Source organism: Lactiplantibacillus modestisalitolerans (assembly GCF_005405425.1).
Lineage (GTDB): Bacteria > Bacillota > Bacilli > Lactobacillales > Lactobacillaceae > Lactiplantibacillus > Lactiplantibacillus modestisalitolerans.
In genome coordinates this window covers 24,994-42,243 of sequence record NZ_BJEA01000011.1, presented here as the reverse complement: position 1 = coordinate 42,243, position 17,250 = coordinate 24,994, and the positions used below count along the sequence as shown (strand labels likewise).

The window sequence follows — 17,250 nt, the reverse complement described above, 5'->3', positions numbered from 1 at the left end:
AATATGGATTAGAGGGAGAAAACATGGCAGACGCATTACAACTTGTAATTATTTCTGGAATGAGCGGGGCCGGTAAAACGGTCGCGGTTCAGAGTTTTGAAGACCTGGGGTATTTTTGTATTGATAACATGCCACCAGCCTTGCTACCAAAATTTTCTGAATTAGTTGAGGAGTCCGGCAAAATTAAAAAGGTCGCGTTGGTGATCGACTTACGCTCACGAGCTTTTTACGATGAAATCATCGATATGTTGGCAAACCTGGATAATACCGACTTTGTTTCGACGCGGATTCTTTTCTTGGACGCGTCCAATGAAGAACTGGTCTCCCGTTATAAGGAAACGCGTCGCTCCCACCCGTTAGCGATGGAAGGTCGGATTATGGATGGGGTTGTCAAGGAACGAGAATTGTTGATTCCGTTGAAGGACCGGGCGTCCTACGTCATTGATACGTCGGCGTTAACGCCCCGGGAACTTCGGGAATCGATTTTTGATAAGTTTGAAACGAGTCCGGACGAAACCTTCCACATTGAAATGTTATCGTTTGGATTCAAATATGGTTTACCAATTGATGCGGATATCGTGATGGATGTGCGCTTCTTGCCCAACCCGTACTATTTGCCAGAATTAAAGCCGTTAACTGGTTTGGACAAACCGGTGGCCGATTACGTGATGCAACAACCGGCAACTGAATCGTTCTATCAACAGTTCTTACAACTACTGCAAAACATTATGCCGGGGTATGAGGCTGAAGGTAAAACGAGTTTGACGATTGCGATTGGTTGTACGGGGGGCCAACACCGCTCGGTTGCTTTAACGCAACGGATTGGTGAAGCCCTGGCAAAGGACTATAAAGTCCATATTAGCCACCGCGATATTGGTAAACGAAAGGAAACGGTCAATCGCTCATGAGAAAATATACGTTTAAAACGCAGCGACCTAAGATCGTGGTCATTGGCGGGGGCACCGGCTTACCCGTAATCTTAAATGGATTACGGCGGCAGGCCGTCGACATTACCGCAATTGTGACGGTCGCTGATGATGGTGGGTCTTCCGGCATTATTCGCAACTACGTTAACGTGGTACCACCTGGTGATATCCGCAACGTAATGGTCGCGTTGTCGAACTGGCCCGATTTGTATAAGAACGTCTTTCAATACCGTTTCCAAGGTAACGACCAGTTCTTTGCCGGCCACGCTATCGGTAACCTGATTATTGCCGCTTTGACGGAAATGAAATCCGGGGTGTTCGACGCGGTCCAGGAACTTTCCGATATGATGCAGGTGGACGGTCACGTCTACCCGGCAGCAAACGAAGCGTTAACCTTGCACGGCCGGTTTAAAGACGGGACCGAACTCGTTGGTGAAGCGGAAATTACTGCCGCGCACAAGTCGTTGGAACGCGTTTGGGTTACGGACCGCGACGGTAAGGAACCGGAAGCGGTTCAGCCGGTTATTGATGCCATTATGCAGGCGGACCAGATTGTGCTCGGACCAGGGAGCTTGTTCACCAGTATTTTACCGAACTTAACGATTAATAATATTGGCCGGGCCGTTTGTGAGTCGGACGCGGAAGTCGTCTATATTTGCAATATTATGACGCAAAAAGGAGAAACGGATCGCTTCTCCGACGCTGACCACGTCCGGGTCCTCAACCGGCACTTGGGTCAAAACTTTATTAATACGGTCCTCGTGAACACTGAGAAGGTACCCGAGGACTACATGGATTTCCACAAGTTTAACGAAGTGTCACGCCAAGTTAGTCACGATTTTCGGGGCTTACGTGACCAGAATTGCCGGGTAATCTCCTCTAACTTCTTGAAGTTGCGGGATAACGGGGCCTTTCACGATGGCGACCAGGTCGTTGCGGAGTTAATGAACTTAGTCGGCCATTCCGACATTTCAAGATAGGAGGGGTAACCTTTGTCATACGCCAGTGAAGTTAAGAAAGAACTTACCAACCTCGCTGTCCATCGCGAGAATGCCAAAGCCGAGTTAATGGCTTTGATTCGGATGAACGGGACGATTAGCCTTGCTAATCATCATTTTATTTTAAATATTCAGACAGAAAATCCGGCCATCGCGCGGCGTATTTACCGATTACTCAAACAATTTTATGACGTGGCGAGTGAACTGATCGTGCGGCGTAAAATGAAACTGAACAAAAATAACCTGTACATTGTGCGCTTAAAAACGGGAACCGACATGGTGCTCGCTGATTTAGGAATTTTAAAAGATTACCAAATTGTCGAGGTTGCACCGACCGAAGTGTTGACGGATGACGCCGCGGTGCGCTCCTATTTACGGGGGGCGTTTTTAGCGGGAGGGTCCGTTAATAACCCGGAAACGTCCCGCTACCATTTGGAAATTTATTCACTGTACGAAGAGCACAACCGAATGATTTCTGAAATGATGAATAAGTACGGTTTGAATTCGCGGACGACCGATCGTCGCGGGGGCTTCATCACCTACATCAAGGAAGCTGAAAAAATTGCGGACTTTTTGTCGCTGATTGGCGCCACGACCGGGATGTTAAAGTTTGAAGACGTTCGAATCATGCGGGATATGCGTAATTCGGTTAACCGGCTGGTTAATTGCGAAAACGCCAATATGGATAAAGTGGCGAACGCCTCAAGTAAACAAATTGAAAATATTTTGTTGATTGATTCCACGGTCGGTTTAAAGCAGTTACCGCCGAAATTACAAGAAGTTGCGGTGACGCGGCTTGCACACCGGGAAGTGAGTCTCAAGGAACTTGGCACCCTTGTTCCGGGCGGCCCGATTTCCAAGTCGGGGATTAACCACCGGCTTAGAAAAATTAATCAATTTGCGGAACGCTTACAGCAAGACGCCTAAGTTTATTCCGTTCAAGTCACGACTGGTGTCGCTTATACGCGGACTGGCCGGGACTTTTTTTGATTAAGACTTTCTAAAGAAAATTACTTGACAAAAGTAAGTACCAATCTTTATACTTAACTCATCCTAAAAGATCGGAGAGACGTAATCATGCAAATTTCAGCTAACCAAATGATGATGTGCTGCCCATGTTGTGAAACGAACAACATGGTTATTTGCGTTGAATTACAAGCGTCTCTAGTGCATCAAAATTAACGGCATTGAGCTCAAACGTTATTTTTGAAACGCCTGCTTGGAATCTGACGAGATTCTAAGCAGGCGTTTTTTGTTTCCGGTTGGAGTTAGGGTAATTCAGAGGGTCAATAAAGGGGCGAGAATATTGAAAAAGCGATCAGTGTTAACGGTTATTTTTAGTTTGTTATTAGTCACGGTGTTGACCGCCTGTGGAAAACAGAACGGCCAATCAGTTGGCAGCGGTAAGTACGCGAGTGATCAAGTTTTAAATTTATCCTATCAAAGTCCACTAGATTCAATCGATATTTCTAATATGTCCGGTTATGGTAGCACGGGGAACATTTTTGAGAGCCTTTACCGGCTAGGTAAGAACGGCAGTATTACGCCGGGCTTGGCCAAGCAAACACGAGTTTCAAAGGATGGTAAGACGTATACCTTTACGATTCGGGACGCCAAGTGGAGTGACGGGTCAAAAATTACGGCGCAAGACTTTGTTTATTCGTGGAAGCGCACGGTAACGCCGGCAACGAAGTCCCAGTACGCATACCTGTTTTCTGGGGTTCAAAACGCGGACGCGATTGTAGCCGGTAAGAAGGATCCAAGTACCTTGGGCGTTAAGGCTGAAGGGGACCATACCTTTATCGTTACGCTCGAAAAACCAATTACTTATTTTAAAAAATTAATGACGTACCCGCTCTTTGGACCGATTAGTGAAAAGGCGGTTAAGAAGTGGGGCGATAAGTACGCAACCAAGTCCCAATACATGCTGTATAGCGGACCGTTCAAGTTAACTGGTTGGACGGGAACCAATAACAGTTGGCAATTCGTTAAGAACGATCAGTATTGGGATAAAAAGGCCGTTCACTTACAAAAGATCAACTATACGGTTAATGCAAGTACGACAACGACGTTAAACCTTTATCAGGAAAAGAAGTTGGACTTAACCCAGCTTGCGAGTGAACAAGTTAAAAACTTAAAGCACAACGCGGACTATAAAACTTATCCATATTCCATTACGAGCTTTCTAGTTTATAACTTCCAAGATAGTGACGCGACGGTTAAAAAGGCGCTGAATAACCAAAAAATTCGGCAGGCAATTTCCTTATCAATTAACCGGCAAACGCTAGTTAAGAACGTTATCGGGGACGCGTCAACGGTTGCTAAGGGCTTCGTTCCGCAAGACTTAGCTGAAGATCCAAAGACTGGCAAAGATTTTGCGGACCAGGCGGTCGTTAAAAATTCGACGGACTATAATCAAAAATTGGCTAAGCAACTTTGGCAGGAAGGTCTGAAAGAAACGGGATTGAAAAAGCTGACGCTCCGGTTTCTAACTTCCAACGACGAGCCGAATAAGCCCATTTCACAATACTTAAAGTCTGCGCTTGAGAAGAATTTATCCGGCCTGACGATTGATTTATCAAATATTCCGTCAAAAGTGGCCTCAAACCGCGCCCAGTCGGGTGATTTCGACCTGTACTTGAGTATGTGGGGCGCCGATTTTAACGATCCAATTTCACACTTGCAAATTATGACGACTAACAGTGGTTATAATTATGGTAAATATAATAGTAGTGCTTATAATAATTTGGTCTCACAAGCGACGAACCGCGATGCCAACGACGTGAACGCGCGTTGGCAAGATATGTTGAAGGCGGAACGGACAATTATGCAGGATCAAGGAATTACGCCACTTTATCAAACCGTTTATTCTTACCTTGAAAACCCGAAGGTCAAAGGAATCGTTCATAATACGGCTGGAACTCAGTGGAATTACAAGTACGCCTATTTAGCAAAGTAACCACCCTAACATTATATAGTAGAAAAAAGTTTCGCTGGGAACGTTGGTGACTTGAGAAGTGGTTGTTACCAGCACCAGCTAACGAATCAACGTAAATAGCAAAAAAGAAGCACTTAGAGCGGGAATCCGCTCTAGGTGCTTCTTTGGCGTCCGGCCTACAAGGAGGTCAATGATGACGCATTATTTTAAATTGTTGTTTTCCATAATATCGTCGATCAAACCATACTCTTTAGCTTCTTGAGCCGTTAAGTAGTTATCACGTTCAGTATCATGGTTCAGTTTTTCAACGGATTGACCGGAATTGTCGGCTAAAATCTGGTTGATCTTCTTACGAGTCTTCAAGATTTCTTCAGCGGCAATTTCAATTTCCGTCTGTTGACCTTGAGCACCACCGGATGGTTGGTGAATCAAGATTTCGGAGTTTGGTAATGCGAATCGCTTACCCTTCGTACCAGATGAAGCCAAAACGCTGGCCATTGATGCGGCCATCCCCATTACGATTGTTTGAACGTCAGATTTGATGAAGTTCATCGTATCGTAAATGGCTAAGCCGGCAGTGACAACCCCACCTGGGGAATTGATATAAAGGTAGATGTCCTTACCTGAATCTTGGGCATCCAAGAAGAGTAATTGGGCAATGATTGCATTAGCCATGTTGTCTTCAACGGGACCAGATAACATGATAATGCGATCCTTTAATAGTCGCGAATAAATGTCATAGGCACGTTCGCCACGTGATGACTGTTCGATAACTGTCGGAACTGGATACATAACTTGTTAGCCTCCTAAAGTTCAATTTTTATAAATTAGCTGCTTGCTAATATAAATGTAGTTTACCGCTAAGGTCAGTAAAGGTCAAAAGAAAAACCTCGGAATAGGAATTCCCCTTTGATAGAAGACGTGGTATACTTAGGTTTCTATCATATACGGCTAAAGATTGGGAAGGTTCCCAATCTTATTTTTTTGCCGTTGGCCAAACTAGACCGTTACGCTGAACCGCTACCATTATTATGAATGGTCTTTGGTCAAGCCGCAACCTTGTTCTTAAAGAAAAAGTTCGTTAAGATATTAAGTTGTATAAGTTAAAGCGCTTTACTTGAAATTTGGGTATAAAAAAAGCTGAGAATTATCTCAGCGAGTGATGCGCCCGGAGGGAATCGAACCCCCATTTCAAGAACCGGAATCTTACGTGCGATCCATTACACTACGGGCGCCTGAACAACATAAATAAGTGTACCGGATTATGGATAAAAACACAAGGGTTTTACATAAAAATTTATTTGGAGGGAATTATTTATGGCATTAGGACCAGGCTTTCGCCAACAACAGCGGCAATCACAAAAGCTCGCAATGACGCAACGACTGCAACAGTCAATTCAAATGTTACAGTTTAACGTTGAAGAGCTACGTGACTTTTTGACGCAAAAAGCCCTCGAGAACCCCTTGATCGATGTTGATACTAATTGGCGTGATAACCAAACCAGTTTAAGTGCTGCGGCCAACGTCACCACGCGGGCGGATTTTATTGAGCGGGTTTCCACATCTAATAAGCATTCATTATTTGAATACTTATTGGATCAAATTCACCTAACAATGCGGGCGACGCCGCTTCGTCAAATCGTTCTATATTTAATTGAATATGTTGACGTTAACGGTTATTTGAAAATTGATGAAGCGACAGCTCGAGCTGAAACCGGCGCTAGTCCAATTGAATTGCTAGATGCAATTACACTATTGCAGCAACTGGATCCACCGGGGGTTGGTGCCCGCAACCTACAAGAGGCGTTAATGCTCCAGACAGAAAATGATGACCATGCGCCGAACCTGGCTTACATTATATTAGAAGAAAATTTTGATGCGCTAGTTAATCGGCAATGGGAGCGCTTAGCGAAGCAATACGCCGTCGAGTTAGCGGATATTTCAAGTGTCTACGACTACGTCCGTACGTTAAGCCCGGTTCCTGGGGCCGCGGTTGGGCAAGAAACAACCGGTTATATTTTCCCAGATTTGATTGTTAAACGGGTTGGTGCGGAGCTGACGCTTAAAACGGCCTCGATGGCGCAACCGGTCGTCAAGTTTCAGGGGCAGTATTTCGACCAGCTAAGTCAACATGGTGATCAGGAAGTGACGCAGTATCTCAAAGAGAAGAAAGCGGAGTATGAATGGATTGCGACGAGTTTGCAGCAACGCGAAGCCACTATCTTCCGCGTTGGGACGGCAATTGTCCAACGGCAAGCGGACTTCTTTTTAGAAAAAACGACGAGTTTGAAGCCATTGTTGTTGCGCGACGTCGCTCAAAAACTACGGGTTCATGAGTCAACCATTAGCCGAAGTATTAATGGTAAATATATTCAAACTGACTTTGGGACTTTCGAATTGAAACGTTTCTTTTCGCAAGCGGTCACGAAGCGTCCCACCGGGGGTGAACTCGTTTCGGCGGATAGTGTCCAACACCGGATCAAGGCGTTAATTGAAGCGGAAGACAAAGAAAAACCGCTTTCAGACCAAAAAATACTTCAGATTCTTAAGTCGGAAAATGTCGAACTTTCTCGGCGCACAGTCGCAAAATATCGCGAAAAGATGAACATTCCGGGGTCGTCGAAGCGCAAACAGTACCTAAAACCTGAACGGTAATGGTTAGACCAATTTCTAGTAGTCGGGTATTCGTTCGGCTGTTGTTTCATTTGCAACCACTACATGAACCTGTTATAATTCTTGTTGTGGTAAGCGAGGTATGCAACTTCAAGTTCAAATTGAATTAGCGTTGTGTACTTTATTTTTTGAAGTCTTTGGGTCGTTATTCGACATAGCTGGACTGGACCCGTCCCACTAGAGAGCAGGTTGGATGCCATGCATTCAGATATTCAATGGATTGAGGCAATTGCCCCAGATATGGTGGACATGCTGAGTCGTCGTTACTTAGTACTGCGAACCATTAATTGGATGGCCCCGGTTGGGCGTCGATTGTTAGCTCAAACGTTAGGCTTTAGCGAGCGAACGTTACGGACCGAAACGGATACACTGCGTAAGCTTGACTTAATCATGACGAATAAGTCGGGTATGCAGGTTACCCAGCAAGGTCAGGATGTTTTGTTTGGACTAAGCCGCTTTATGGATGAGTTAATGGGAATTCGCCAAAAGGAACGCCAGTTGGCGCAACAGTTTAACATTAAACGTTGCATCATCGTTTCTGGCGATTCTGATCGACAGTTGAAAGTTATTGGGACCATGGGCGAAGAAGTCAATACACTTTTACAGCAATTATTGCCAGAAGGGCGTAATATTATTGCTGTAATGGGTGGACATACCATGGAACACGTAGCAAACCACCTCACGAGTCAATTAGCACATAAACGTGAGTTGCTATTTGTTCCGGCACGCGGTGGTGTTGGTGAATCGGTTGCGATTCAGGCCAATACAATTGCGTCACAAATGGCACAGCACACCGATGGTAAGTTTCGGTCATTGTTTGTGCCAGAGCAGGTCAGTGAACGAACGTATGAGCCGCTCCTCAAGGAACCTAGTATTCAAGAGGTCTTGGCAATCATACGGCAAGCCAACGTCGTTGTTCATAGTATTGGTGATGCCATTTCGATGGCTCACCGGCGGAACATGTCGGAGGATCAAATTAAGGTATTACGTCAGCGTCATGCGATTGGAGAAGCCTTTGGGTATTTCTTCGACCGGGAAGGCAACGTTGTTTACCGGATCCCACGGATTGGCTTGCAAATCGGAGAACTGGCCGACCGGGAGATTATACTCGCGATTGCGGGTGGTGCCTCTAAGGCCACTGCGATTGGCGCGTATATGAAGAACATCGCACCTAAACAGACGTGTCTGATCACGGATGAAGGTGCAGCAAACTTGATTTTAAAAAAGTAATCTTCTATAGTGAAGTTGCTTTTTAAAATAATATTATTTTTATTTCCACAAGGAGGAAATTCTAGTATGTCTGTAAAAATTGGTATTAATGGTTTCGGACGTATCGGTCGTTTAGCATTCCGTCGTATCTTAGAACTTGGTGCAAAGTCAAGTGATATCGAAGTTGTTGCTATTAACGATTTAACTTCACCTGCATTGTTGGCTCATCTTTTGAAGTATGACTCAACTCATGGTACTTTGGATGCTGACGTTTCAGCAACTGACGACTCAATCGTTGTCAACGGTAAGAACTACCGTGTTTACGCTGAACCACAAGCACAAAACATTCCTTGGGTTAAGAATGACGGCGTTGACTTCGTCCTCGAATGTACTGGTTTCTACACTTCAAAAGCTAAGTCACAAGCTCACTTGGATGCCGGCGCAAAGCGTGTCTTGATTTCTGCACCAGCTGGTTCAGACTTGAAGACGATCGTTTACAACGTTAACGATGACATCTTAACTTCAGATGACCGGATCGTTTCCGCTGGTTCATGTACCACTAACTGCCTTGCACCATTAGCATTCTTCGAAAACCAAGAATTTGGTATCAAGGTTGGTACGATGACTACTATCCATGCTTACACTTCAACTCAAATGTTGCTTGACGGCCCTGTTCGTGGTGGTAACTTCCGTGCTGCCCGTGCTGCCGGTGTAAACACGATTCCTCATTCAACTGGTGCTGCTAAGGCTCTTGGCTTAGTTATCCCAGAATTGAACGGTAAATTACAAGGCCATGCACAACGTGTTGGTGTTGTTGACGGTTCATTGACTGAATTAGTTGCTATCCTTGACAAGAAGGTTACTGCTGACGAAGTTAACGCTGCTATCAAGAAGCACACTGAAGGTAACGAATCATTCGGTTACAACGATGACGAAATCGTTTCATCTGATGTTATCGGTACTACTTTCGGTTCAATCTTCGATCCTACCCAAACTGAAGTTACGACTGATGGTGACAACCAATTAGTTAAGACTGTTGCTTGGTACGATAACGAATACGGCTTCACTTGCCAAATGGTACGTACTTTATTGAAGTTCGCTACTCTCTAATATTTGATTAGATAGCAAGAACTTTAAAACCGCATATGGTTTTGACGGCGGGGGGAGGCAAAACTCCTCTTGCCGTTTTTTTATTAAACGATGTCGGCGCTGGCATTTTGTCCGCTGACAATCCGCAACGGTTCTCAAAGTTTGGTCACATGACTGAATGGTTCAAATTTGAACGCACGAATTTTAGGAGGATTTAACATTGGCTAAATTAATCGTTTCAGATTTAGATGTTAAAGATAAAAAAGTTTTAATTCGTGTCGACTTTAATGTTCCTATTAAAGACGGCAAGATTGGTGATGACAACCGGATCGTGGCTGCTTTACCAACGATCAAGTATGTCAGCGAACATGATGGTAAGGCCATCTTGTTCTCCCACTTAGGTCGGATTAAGAGTGAAGACGATAAGAAGGGTTTGAGCTTACGTCCAGTTGCTGAACGGCTCTCAAACTTATTAAACAAGCCAGTGACTTTCGTACCCGTTACGGAAGGCGAACAACTTGAAACGGCAATCAACAATATGAATGACGGTGACGTCTTAGTTGTTGAAAACACTCGTTTCGAAGACGTTGTAAACGGCGAACAAGTTAAGCGCGAATCTGGTAACGACCCTGAATTAGGGAAGTACTGGGCTTCACTTGGTGACGTTTACGTCAACGACGCCTTCGGTACTGCTCACCGTAAGCACGCTTCCAATGTTGGGATTGCTTCTAACATGGACCAAGTTGCTGCTGGTTTCTTAATGGAAAAGGAAATCAAATTCTTAGGTGACGCCGTTGATAACCCACAACACCCATTCGTTGCCATCTTAGGTGGTGCGAAGGTTTCTGATAAGATCGGTGTTATTGATCACTTAATCAGCAAAGCTGATAAGATCATCATCGGTGGTGGGATGACTTACACGTTCTATGCTGCTAAGGGCATGGGTATTGGTAATTCCCTTGTTGAAAAAGACAAGATCGAATTAGCTAAGTCAATCATCGAAAAGGCTGGCGACAAGTTAGTCTTACCTAGTGACTCAGTTGTTGCTGAAAAGTTTGACAACGATGTGGCTCACAAGGTTGTTGAAGGTTCAATTCCTGATGGCTACATGGCCTTAGATATTGGTCCTAAGTCAGTTGAAGAATTCGAAGACGTTTTAAAGGACGCTAAGACCGTTGTTTGGAACGGACCAATGGGTGTCTTTGAAATGAGCAACTACGCCAAGGGTACGCTTGAAGTTGGTAAGTTCTTAGGAACCTTATCCGACGCAACGACGATCGTTGGTGGTGGTGACTCCACTGCTGCTGTTAAGCAATTGGGTGTTGGCGACAAGTTGACCCACATCTCAACTGGTGGTGGCGCTTCACTTGAATACCTTGAAGGTAAGGAATTACCTGGTATCGCTGCTATTTCTAACAAATAATCTGTTCTTCGAAAGGAAGGTTTATTGTGCGTACACCAATTATTGCCGGTAACTGGAAAATGAACAAAACTGCTAGCGAAGCTTTAGCTTTCGTTAACGCGGTTAAGGATCAATTACCAGATCCTAACAAAGTTGAATCCGTTGTTGCTGCTCCAGCCCTTTTCTTACAAGAAATGGTCGAAGCTGCTAAGGGTTCTGACTTAAAGATTGCTGCTGAAAATGCTTATTTTGAAGACGCTGGTGCGTTTACTGGTGAAACTTCACCAGCCGCTTTAGCTGATTTAGGCGTTGACTACGTTGTTATTGGTCATTCAGAACGTCGGGGCTACTTCCACGAAACTGATGAAGATATCAACAAGAAAGCACACGCCATCTTCAAAAACGGTATGAAGCCAATCATTTGCTGTGGCGAATCATTGGAACAACGTGAAGCTGGCCAAGCTGAAGACTGGGTTGCTGGTCAAATCAAGGCTGCTTTGAAGGGCTTATCTGCTGACCAAGTAAGTTCATTAGTAATTGCTTATGAACCAATCTGGGCCATCGGTACTGGTAAGACTGCATCGAGTGACCAAGCTGAAGAAATTTGTGCGGTTGTTCGGAAGACGGTTGCTGGTCTTTATTCACAAGACGTTGCCGACAAAGTTCGGATTCAATACGGTGGTAGCGTTAAACCTGCCAACGTTAACGAATTAATGGCTAAAGCTGACATTGATGGCGGCTTAGTCGGTGGTGCTTCATTACAAGCTGATTCGTTCTTGGAATTAGTTAACTACCAAAATAACTAATTAATTATTGCAAGTTGTTATCTAAACTTCTACAATAAATGTGAACCAACACTAGCAAATTTTTAAGGAGAGAAATTAATGTCTATTATTACAGATATTTATGCTCGCGAAGTCTTAGACTCACGTGGTAACCCAACTGTTGAAGTTGAACTTTATACTGAAAGCGGCGCATTTGGTCGCGGTATCGTTCCTTCAGGTGCCTCAACTGGTGAACATGAAGCCGTTGAATTACGTGACGGTGACAAGAGCCGTTTCATGGGCAAGGGTGTTACTAAGGCCGTTGACAACGTTAACAAGATTATTGCTAAGGAAATTGTCGGCTACGATGTTACTGACCAACGTGCCATTGACCAAGCTATGATCAAGTTAGACGGTACGCCAAACAAGGCTAAGTTAGGTGCTAACGCCATTTTAGGTGTGTCAATTGCCGCTGCTCGTGCAGCTGCTGACGAACTTGAAATGCCATTGTACAACTACCTTGGCGGTTTCAACGCGCACGTCTTACCAACACCAATGATGAACGTTATCAATGGTGGGGCCCACGCCAACAACGACGTTGACTTCCAAGAATTCATGATCATGCCTGTTGGTGCTTCTTCCGTTAAGGAAGCTGTTCGGATGGGTTCAGAAACTTTCCACAACTTGAAAGCGATCTTGAACGAACGCGGCTACTCCACTGCCGTTGGTGATGAAGGTGGTTTCGCACCTGACTTGAAGAACAACGAAGAACCATTCGAAGTCTTAGTTGAAGCAATTGAACGTGCCGGCTACAAGCCTGGTAAGGACATTTCAATTGCCTTTGACTGTGCCGCTTCAGAATTCTACAATACTGAAACTGGCAAGTACGATTTGAAGGGTGAAGGCGAAAACGGTAAGTCATTTACTGCCGAAGAATTCGTTGACTTACTTGACAGCATTGTTGACAAGTACCCAATCGTTTCCATCGAAGATCCTTTGGATGAAAACAACTGGGAAGACTGGCAAATGGCCACTGAAAAGCTTGGCAAGAAGGTTCAAATCGTTGGTGACGACTTATTCGTTACGAACACTGACTACCTTGCTAAGGGGATCAAGATGGGCGTTGCTAACTCAATCTTAATCAAGGTTAACCAAATTGGTACTTTGACTGAAACTGTTGAAGCTATCGAAATGGCTAAAGAAGCTGGCTACACTGCCATCGTTTCTCACCGTTCAGGTGAAACCGAAGACACGACCATTGCTGACTTAGTTGTCGCAATGAACGCTGGCCAAATCAAGACTGGTTCAATGAGCCGTACTGAACGGATTGCTAAATACAATCAATTAATGCGGATCGAAGACCAACTTGAAAGCACTTCAGAATACAAAGGGATCCACGGCTTCTACAACTTAGACGAAGCTGCTCGTGATGCCATTACTAACAAGTAATTAATTCTGAGTTTTCAGTGAAAACGTCGCTCTTTGAGCGGCGTTTTTGCGTACATAGCCAAATCGGTAGCTCGCCAAACAATCAATTCGAAATAATTGAACATAAGCGGGGGAATTACGCCGATTGCTTTCAGTAATTTGCAGTCGGAAATGAATCCACGTGGTAGAATGGAAATACGAGTTTAACATGGGAGGTTAATATGGACGATTTTCAACAGGTCATTAAGGATTGGTCGGCGTGGCGCGCGGTGGCGCAGAATACGACGGCGTTTACGCCCTTAATTCAACGGATTTATTCTAGTGAAAATGAACCGTTTAAGACCCCCGCAGCGGTTGCTAATCCTTATTTAGCCGTGTTTACGGTTGGGACGAGTCAAATCGCTATTTTTCCACCTAGTGAGATTGCGACTGCCACCCGGGATGTCTATCAGACTGAACGGTTTAGTTTGATTAGAATGGCACGTCAGCGGGTAATGGCACCGCAACTAATGCACGCAGGTTTCGTCTTTGACGCGTATCAGTTTTATTATTTAATTTATAAGCCGTTAGCGGGGGTCACGTTGCGTGCCTTTTGCCAAACAGCTGAACCAATTGCTAAAACCACGCTGGGCCGTCAGATTGGCACCATCTTTAATCAGTTGGCTGGGCCGGTTGCTGCTTTTAACCAGCGCGTTAATACGCCTGCTGCTGATGATGCTTGGGCCGCACTGGCCCCGAATTTACCAGCTGAACGGCAACGGTGGTTAGCAGCACACCCAGTAGCAACGGACTGTTTTGTTCACGGCACGCTCAGTGGGGATAACCTCATTGTGACGAGTGGCCAGGTTGGGCTCCAGCGATTTGAGCGCGCCCTTCAAGGTCCCCGGGAGGTTGAGCTGGTTGCGTTGATTGCTAACGTTTTTAATTGGGATGCCGATTTGTTAGCTGGTTTTCAAGCAACTTACAGTGGTGGTCCATTAGTGCCTGCGTTAGTAACGGGAATTTTACTCAGCCCGGACGGACCAGCGTGTTGGCAGCGGCTTTGGCCGCAACAAACGAGCTCGTTAGCTGAATTGAGTGCGCAGTTAAAGTTAAAATTATGTCGTAAGGAGTGAGTCGTCTTGGATAAACAGCCGCAAGCACGTCAGCGGCGAATTGACCTGACGCGCTTGAGCGCGATTGGCCGGGGTCTGCTAGTTGGATTATTAGCTGGAATCGTGGTCAGTATCTTTCGGTTTTGTATTCAACGGGGCGTTCAGTTCGTCCAGTGGGTATATGGGCAAATTTTAGCAACGCCGTGGTTAGTAATCCCGTGGATTGTACTTAGTATTGGCGTTGCCATCCTAGTGGGGCTGTTCGTGAAGCAACAGCCCGATATTAAGGGCTCTGGGATTCCGCAAGTTGAGGGCCAGTTGGCCGGTGAGTTGGATTATCAATGGTGGCCCGTTTTGTGGCGTAAATTTGTTGGGGGGATATTAGGGATCGGTTCCGGGCTGTTCCTAGGTCGGGAAGGACCTTCTATTCAATTAGGTGCGACCATTGGTCAGGGGGTCGCGGAGAAAATGAAGCAATCTGGTGCTGACCGGCGTTCGCTGATTGCTGGTGGCGCGGCCGCCGGACTATCGGCCGCCTTCAATGCCCCGATTGCTAGTACGTTATTCGTATTGGAAGAAGTTTACCATAATTTTTCGCCAATCATTTGGACCACCGCTCTAGCGAGTGCAATTGCTAGTAATTTTATTTCGCTAAATTTCTTTGGGTTGGTACCAGTGTTGCACATCCCATACGGTGAAAACCTTCCTTTAAGCCAGTACGGTAACTTGATTGGTTTGGGGATTTTCTTAGGGATTTTTGGTTACCTGTATCAAAATGTGACCCTTAGTATGCCTAATTGGTACGCGCATTTGCGGTTACCTAGCTGGTTGGACGGCCTAGTACCGTTTTTATTGGTCATTCCAATTGGGCTCCTGTGGCCGCAGTTGTTAGGTGGCGGGAACGACGTCATTTTGAACATTGCGGCGGCGTCCCCAGCGTTGCTTGCGTTAATCGGGATTTTTGTCTTGCGCTTTGTTTTTTCAACGATTTCGTACGGATCGGGCCTTCCCGGTGGGATTTTCTTGCCAATTCTGTCACTGGGGGCAATTCTTGGGGCGATTTACGCCCAAGCAATGGTCGCGCTTGGCTGGATGCCAGCGCACTTTGTTGCGAACTTTATTATTTTTGCCATGGCCGGGTACTTTGCGGGAATCGGGAAGGCGCCGTTTACTGCGATTCTGCTAATTACCGAAATGGTGGGGACGTTGCATCACCTGATGCCCCTGGCGGTAGTCTCAATGACTGCGTTTCTAGTAGTTGATTTGTTAGGCGGGGCCCCCATTTATGAAGCCTTATTAGAAAAACTAATCAAACCGCGCCAAATTAAAATGAGCGGAATTCAGGACCAGCTAGAGGTGCCAATTTTTGAGGGATCGAAGTTAGAAGGCCACCAGGTCCGGGACTTTAAGTGGCCGACGGATTCCTTATTAATTGCCATCCGGCGCGGGGAGCGGCAAGTGATTCCGCATGGTGATACGCTGATGCGGGCTGGCGATACACTGATTATTATGGTTGATCATAATCGGCGCGCCGAAATTCGCCACGCGATTGACCACTTGCTGGTTGCGACACCGTGAAACTTCTGAAAGTAAGGAATTAGTGCCGAGGCTGGAAAAAACTAGTGAAATATGTTAAATTGTTATAGACATAGCGGACTCTTTTAGGAGGCACTTTTATTGTATAATTTACTAATGACGTTAATCTTGATCGTTTCCGTCGTGATTATCATTGCGGTAATGATGCAACCATCTAAAACTAATGATGCCATGTCTTCATTAACCGGTGGTGCGGACGATTTATTCGCCAAACAAAAGCCCCGGGGATTTGAAGCCTTTATGCAAAAAGTCACCGTAGTGTTAGGAACGATTTTCTTCCTGCTGGCGTTAGCTTTAGCATGGTATTCATCGAAGTAACCAACCGTCCTCCTGTGATTTTCAGGAGGCTTTTTTTTAAGGTGGTGTGAATGTGTTTAAGAAACCCGAACCATTTTTGTTTGAAGCGGGTCCAAACGCGGTCATTTTATTACACGCGTATTCCGGGAGCGCAAACGATGTGCGGCTACTCGGTCGGGCGTTGCAACGCGCTGGCTATACGGTTTACGCGCCCCAGTTGACGGGACACGCGACCGGTGATCCCCGCGACATTGTCTTGCAAGGCTCACCAGCAAACTGGTGGCGTGATACGCAACAAGCAATATCATTTATGCGCGAAAAAGGCTATACTAAAATTAGTATCTTTGGCCTGTCGTTAGGTGGTATTTTTGCGACCGCCGCGTTGGAACAAGATCAGCAGCTAGTTGGTGGTGGCACCTTTAGTTCACCACTGTTTCCGAGTGATAAGCAGCGGGTGGCTGAAATGTTTATTAAATTAAGTCGGCAACAGCTAGCGACCAGCGCACTTACGGTTCCAGAACGGCAAGCGGTTTTAGCCGCGCTACCGACGCAGGTCGCCGACCAAATGGCCGCAATCAGTCAGTATACGGCCGCGGTGGTCACCGCCCAATTGTCGCGGTTGACGCGTCCTTTTTTCATTGCTCAGGGGGGCCAAGATGAGTTGATTGATCCGCAAGTTGCCGTTCAGCTCCGGGATCAACTGCAAGCCCAGCAATTACCAGTTAGTTTTCACTGGTATTCGGACAGTGGCCACGTGGTGACCGTTAACACTGCTCACCATCAATTAGAACAAGACGTCTTAACGTATTTAAAAACTATTTATAAATGAGGTAAAT

15 protein-coding genes and 1 tRNA gene are annotated in these 17,250 nt (G+C 45.6%); 14 read left to right on the top strand and 2 right to left on the bottom strand.

The genetic code is table 11. The annotated features are described in order from the left end of the window. Nucleotides 1-23: 23 nt before the first annotated feature. The 4 genes from rapZ (at nucleotide 24) to FFM79_RS07155 (ending at nucleotide 4,883) form a co-directional block, all read left to right on the top strand. The gene (gene rapZ, locus FFM79_RS07170) at nucleotides 24-908 is read left to right on the top strand and encodes an RNase adapter RapZ (RefSeq protein ID WP_137642793.1); all 885 of its coding nucleotides are present in this window, start codon (nucleotides 24-26) and stop codon (nucleotides 906-908) included. Then, nucleotides 905-1,906: a gluconeogenesis morphogenetic factor MgfK gene (gene mgfK, locus FFM79_RS07165; protein WP_137642792.1), complete on the top strand. Its 1,002-nt coding sequence runs from the start codon at nucleotides 905-907 to the stop codon at nucleotides 1,904-1,906. The genes rapZ and mgfK overlap by 4 nt, the downstream gene beginning before the upstream one ends. 12 nt (nucleotides 1,907-1,918) lie before the next feature. Further along, nucleotides 1,919-2,851, top strand: a complete 933-nt coding sequence (gene whiA / locus FFM79_RS07160) for a DNA-binding protein WhiA (protein WP_137642791.1) — start codon at nucleotides 1,919-1,921, stop codon at nucleotides 2,849-2,851. A gap of 379 nt (nucleotides 2,852-3,230) precedes the next feature. Then, a complete protein-coding gene (locus FFM79_RS07155) occupies nucleotides 3,231-4,883 on the top strand; it encodes a peptide ABC transporter substrate-binding protein (protein WP_137642790.1) in 1,653 nt (550 codons plus the stop codon). Between the two features lie 180 nt (nucleotides 4,884-5,063). On the opposite strand, the gene clpP is transcribed toward FFM79_RS07155, so the two are convergent. Both clpP and FFM79_RS07145 read right to left on the bottom strand, forming a co-directional pair. Next, nucleotides 5,064-5,654 (bottom strand): ATP-dependent Clp endopeptidase proteolytic subunit ClpP, encoded by a 591-nt coding sequence (gene clpP / locus FFM79_RS07150; RefSeq protein WP_137642789.1) that lies wholly within the window; start codon nucleotides 5,652-5,654, stop codon nucleotides 5,064-5,066. A gap of 371 nt (nucleotides 5,655-6,025) precedes the next feature. Continuing rightward, nucleotides 6,026-6,097, bottom strand: a tRNA-Arg gene (locus tag FFM79_RS07145). An 82-nt stretch (nucleotides 6,098-6,179) separates the two neighbouring features. Between FFM79_RS07145 and rpoN the strand changes: the two genes are divergently transcribed. From rpoN to FFM79_RS07095, 10 genes are all read left to right on the top strand, one after another. Next, a complete protein-coding gene (gene rpoN / locus FFM79_RS07140; RefSeq protein WP_137642788.1) occupies nucleotides 6,180-7,517 on the top strand; it encodes an RNA polymerase factor sigma-54 in 1,338 nt (445 codons plus the stop codon). A gap of 216 nt (nucleotides 7,518-7,733) precedes the next feature. After that, a complete protein-coding gene (locus tag FFM79_RS07135) occupies nucleotides 7,734-8,765 on the top strand; it encodes a sugar-binding transcriptional regulator (RefSeq protein ID WP_137642787.1) in 1,032 nt (343 codons plus the stop codon). Nucleotides 8,766-8,831: 66 nt separating this feature from the next. After that, nucleotides 8,832-9,854 carry a type I glyceraldehyde-3-phosphate dehydrogenase gene (gap, locus tag FFM79_RS07130; RefSeq protein WP_137642786.1) on the top strand — a complete coding sequence of 341 codons (1,023 nt, stop codon included), beginning with the start codon at nucleotides 8,832-8,834 and terminating at the stop codon, nucleotides 9,852-9,854. A gap of 199 nt (nucleotides 9,855-10,053) precedes the next feature. Beyond that, a complete protein-coding gene (locus tag FFM79_RS07125; RefSeq protein WP_137642785.1) occupies nucleotides 10,054-11,256 on the top strand; it encodes a phosphoglycerate kinase in 1,203 nt (400 codons plus the stop codon). A gap of 26 nt (nucleotides 11,257-11,282) precedes the next feature. After that, complete coding sequence (gene tpiA / locus FFM79_RS07120; protein WP_137642784.1) at nucleotides 11,283-12,041, top strand: triose-phosphate isomerase; 759 nt, start codon at nucleotides 11,283-11,285, stop codon at nucleotides 12,039-12,041. A 78-nt stretch (nucleotides 12,042-12,119) separates the two neighbouring features. Continuing rightward, nucleotides 12,120-13,448 (top strand): phosphopyruvate hydratase, encoded by a 1,329-nt coding sequence (eno, locus tag FFM79_RS07115; protein ID WP_137642783.1) that lies wholly within the window; start codon nucleotides 12,120-12,122, stop codon nucleotides 13,446-13,448. Between the two features lie 200 nt (nucleotides 13,449-13,648). Then, nucleotides 13,649-14,542 (top strand): phosphotransferase, encoded by an 894-nt coding sequence (locus FFM79_RS07110; protein WP_137642782.1) that lies wholly within the window; start codon nucleotides 13,649-13,651, stop codon nucleotides 14,540-14,542. Between the two features lie 6 nt (nucleotides 14,543-14,548). Then, nucleotides 14,549-16,099: a ClC family H(+)/Cl(-) exchange transporter gene (locus FFM79_RS07105; RefSeq protein WP_137642781.1), complete on the top strand. Its 1,551-nt coding sequence runs from the start codon at nucleotides 14,549-14,551 to the stop codon at nucleotides 16,097-16,099. Nucleotides 16,100-16,198: 99 nt separating this feature from the next. Continuing rightward, complete coding sequence (gene secG / locus FFM79_RS07100; protein WP_137642780.1) at nucleotides 16,199-16,435, top strand: preprotein translocase subunit SecG; 237 nt, start codon at nucleotides 16,199-16,201, stop codon at nucleotides 16,433-16,435. Nucleotides 16,436-16,487: 52 nt separating this feature from the next. After that, nucleotides 16,488-17,243: an alpha/beta hydrolase gene (locus FFM79_RS07095; RefSeq protein WP_137642779.1), complete on the top strand. Its 756-nt coding sequence runs from the start codon at nucleotides 16,488-16,490 to the stop codon at nucleotides 17,241-17,243. Nucleotides 17,244-17,250: the final 7 nt, after the last annotated feature.

What these genes read in the sequence shown, in the direction of transcription:
- rapZ (WP_137642793.1), top strand. Translation starts at nt 24, where the DNA reads ATGGCAGACGCATTACAACTTGTAATTATTTCTGGAATGAGCGGGGCC.
- gap (WP_137642786.1), top strand. Translation starts at nt 8,832, where the DNA reads ATGTCTGTAAAAATTGGTATTAATGGTTTCGGACGTATCGGTCGTTTA.
- rpoN (WP_137642788.1), top strand. Translation starts at nt 6,180, where the DNA reads ATGGCATTAGGACCAGGCTTTCGCCAACAACAGCGGCAATCACAAAAG.
- clpP (WP_137642789.1), bottom strand. Translation starts at nt 5,654, where the DNA reads ATGTATCCAGTTCCGACAGTTATCGAACAGTCATCACGTGGCGAACGT.
- eno (WP_137642783.1), top strand. Translation starts at nt 12,120, where the DNA reads ATGTCTATTATTACAGATATTTATGCTCGCGAAGTCTTAGACTCACGT.
- FFM79_RS07135 (WP_137642787.1), top strand. Translation starts at nt 7,734, where the DNA reads ATGCATTCAGATATTCAATGGATTGAGGCAATTGCCCCAGATATGGTG.
- FFM79_RS07110 (WP_137642782.1), top strand. Translation starts at nt 13,649, where the DNA reads ATGGACGATTTTCAACAGGTCATTAAGGATTGGTCGGCGTGGCGCGCG.
- mgfK (WP_137642792.1), top strand. Translation starts at nt 905, where the DNA reads ATGAGAAAATATACGTTTAAAACGCAGCGACCTAAGATCGTGGTCATT.